Source organism: Plantactinospora alkalitolerans (genome assembly GCF_015690345.1).
In the GTDB taxonomy this organism is placed as follows: Bacteria; Actinomycetota; Actinomycetes; order Mycobacteriales; family Micromonosporaceae; genus Plantactinospora; species Plantactinospora alkalitolerans.
The window spans coordinates 1-3,144 of record NZ_JADPUN010000420.1 but is presented as its reverse complement, the minus strand read 5'-3'; the positions used below and the strand labels follow the sequence as shown (position 1 = coordinate 3,144).

1 protein-coding gene is annotated in these 3,144 nt (G+C 70.1%); it reads left to right on the top strand.

Features of this window, described 5'->3' with window-relative positions; translation table 11 throughout:
* Positions 1-3,144: non-ribosomal peptide synthetase (locus I0C86_RS40430; protein WP_196206607.1), on the top strand; the 3,144-nt coding region annotated here is incomplete at both ends.

Genomic DNA, 3,144 nt, shown 5'->3' with positions numbered 1-3,144 from the left:
CGGGCGCCGCGTACGTACCGATCGATCCGCGCTACCCCGCCCAGCGGATCGGGCTGATGCTGGCCGATTCACGGGCGATCGTGGTGCTGGGTGTGGCCGACGTGCTGGACGAGTTGCCGGCCAGCGGCGTCCTGTCGGTGGCGTTGGACGATCCGATGGTGCGGGCGCAACTGGCCGCTGGCCCGGCCCAGGCGCCGGAGGTGACTCCGACGGCGGACGCCCTGGCGTACGTGATCTACACCTCGGGGTCGACGGGTACCCCGAAGGGGGTGGCCGTGACGCACGGTGGCGCGGTGAATCTGGCGGTCGCGCAGCAGTTGGGGGTCGGGGTGGGTCCCGGTGACCGGGTGTTGCAGTTCGCGTCGGTCGGGTTCGACGCGGCGACGTGGGAAGTGTTGATGGCGTCGTGTTCGGGTGCGGTGCTGGTGGTGGCCGCGCAGGAGCAGTTGTTGCCGGGTGCGGAGTTGCCCGGTGGTGGTCTGGCCGGGGTGATCGACCGGCACCGGGTGTCGCATGCGACGTTGCCGCCGGTGGTACTGGGCGCGTTGGCGACCGACGAGTTGGCGTCGGTGACGACGTTGGTGTCGGCCGGTGAGGCGTTGGAGCGGACCCTGGTCGACCGGTGGGCGCCGGGCCGGCGGTTCATCAACGCGTACGGGCCGACGGAGACGACGGTGTGTGCGTCGATGTCCGGCCCCCTGGGTGTCGGGGACCGGCCGGGGATCGGCGGGCCGATCGCGAACGCGAGGCTGTTCGTGCTCGACGACGGGCTGGTGCCGGTGCCGACCGGTGTCGTCGGTGAGTTGTATGTGGCCGGCGCTTCGGTGGCGCGCGGATATGTGGGCCGGTCGGGGCTGACCGCGGAGCGGTTCGTGGCCTGCCCGTACGTGCCGGGTGAACGGATGTACCGGACCGGTGACCGGGTGAAGTGGACCGGCGACGGGCAGTTGATGTTCGTGGGTCGGGCCGATGAGCAGGTGAAGATCCGCGGCTTCCGGATCGAACCCGGCGAGATCGAAGCGGTGCTGGCCGGCTGCCCGGGAGTGGTCCAGGCCGCTGTGCTTGTCCGGGAGGACACTCCGGGTGACCGGCGGTTGGTCGCGTATGTGGTCGCCGGAGACGAGGAGCTTGCGGACAGCGGGTTGCGGGTGTTCATGGGCGAGCGGTTGCCGGACTACATGGTGCCGACCGCGTTCGTGGCCCTGCCGGCGTTGCCGATGACCCCCAACGGCAAACTCGACCGTGCCGCCCTGCCGGCACCCGACTACACCACCAGGGACGGCCGGGCACCGGCCACCCCGCTGGAGCAGTCGCTCTGTGCGGCCTTCGCCGAGGTGCTGGGCGTGGACACGGTCGGGGTCGACGACAGTTTCTTCGCGCTGGGCGGGCACTCGCTTCTCGCCGTACGGCTCATCTCCCGCATCCGGGTCGGACTGGGCATCGAACTGTCGCTGGCGACCCTGTTCGAGGCGTCCTCGCCCTCCGGGCTCGCGGTGGAGCTGTCCCGTGGCGGCATGGTCGTCACCCGGCCACCGCTGCGACGCCGGGAGCGTCCGGAGCGGATTCCGCTCTCGTTCTCCCAGCGCCGGTTGTGGTTCGTGGCCCAGTTGGAGGGCCCCAGCCCGACGTACAACGTGCCTTCGGTGGTCCGGCTGTCCGGCGAGGTGGACGTCGCCGCACTGGACGCGGCACTGCGGGATGTGCTGGTCCGGCACGAGTCTCTGCGGACGACGTTCGTGATGACCGACAGCGAGCCGTACCAGCGGATCCTCACCCCGGACGAGTTGACCTGGCGGTTGGAGGTGCAGCAGATCCAGCCGGCGGAACTTTCGGAACGCCTCCAGCAGGCCACGCAGCACCCGTTCGACCTGTCGCAGGAGGTGCCGATTCGGGCCTGGTTGTTCGAGGCTGGACCGCAGCGCCAGGTTCTCGTCCTGGTGATGCACCACATCGGCGGCGACGGCTGGTCCACCGCACCGCTGGCCCGGGACGTGAACACCGCGTACGAGGCCCGGCGGCGTGGCGAGGAGCCCACCTGGGAACCGCTGCCGGTGCAGTATGCCGACTACACCCTGTGGCAGACGGATCTGCTCGGCGACCTGTCCGACCCGGAGAGTCTGCTGTCGACCCAGGTCGAGTACTGGCGACAGACCCTTCACGGGGTACCGGACGAGTTGGCCCTTCCGATCGACCGGCCGCGGCCGGCGGTCGCCAGCCACCGCGGGTCCCGCGTTCAGCTGCGGATCCCGGCCGGCGCTCACCAGCGCCTGGCCGATCTGGCTCAGGCGGAGGGCAGTACTCCGTTCATGGTCCTGCAGGCGGCGCTGGCGGTGTTGTTGTCCCGGTTGGGGGCGGGCACCGACATCCCGATCGGGTCGTCGATCGCCGGCCGTACCGACGAGGCTCTCGACGATCTGGTCGGGTTCTTCGTCAACAACCTGGTGATCCGTACCGACCTGTCCGGGCGACCGAACTTCCGGCAGGTTCTGCGTCGGGTGCGGGAGGCCGCGCTGGGGGCTCTGGCTCACCAGGACGTGCCGTTCGAGCGGCTGGTGGAGGAGCTGGCCCCGGAGCGGTCGCTGTCGCGGCACCCGCTGTTCCAGGTGATGCTGGTCCTGCAGAACACCGAACGTGCCGAGCTCGACCTGGCCGGAGGGCCGGCGCCAGCGGCCGGTGACGCGGCGGGCGGCGGGCCGTCGGCGGCATCGGCGAAGTTCGACCTCGATCTGCGGTTCAGCGAGACCTTCGGCGGTCAGGGTGAGCCGGCGGGGTTGTTGGGTGCGGTGACCGGGTCGGTTGATCTGTTCGACACGGAGACGGTGCAACGGCTCGCGGGGTGGTTCGTTCGTGCGGTCGAGGCGTTGACGGCGGATCCGGACCTTTCGGTGGACGCGTTGTCGGTGCTCGACGATCGTGAGCGCGTTCAGGTGCTGGAGACCTGGAACGACACGGTGGGTGTGGTGCCTGGGGAGCGGGTTGTCGATCTGTTCGCCGGGGTGGTGGGTGCTGATCCGGATGCGGTCGCGGTGGTGGCCGATGGGGTGGAGTTGTCGTACGCGGCTCTGGATGAGCGGGCTGGTCGGATCGCTCGTTTGTTGATGCAGCGTGGTGTGGGCGTCGAGTCGGTGGTGGGTCTGTGTCTGC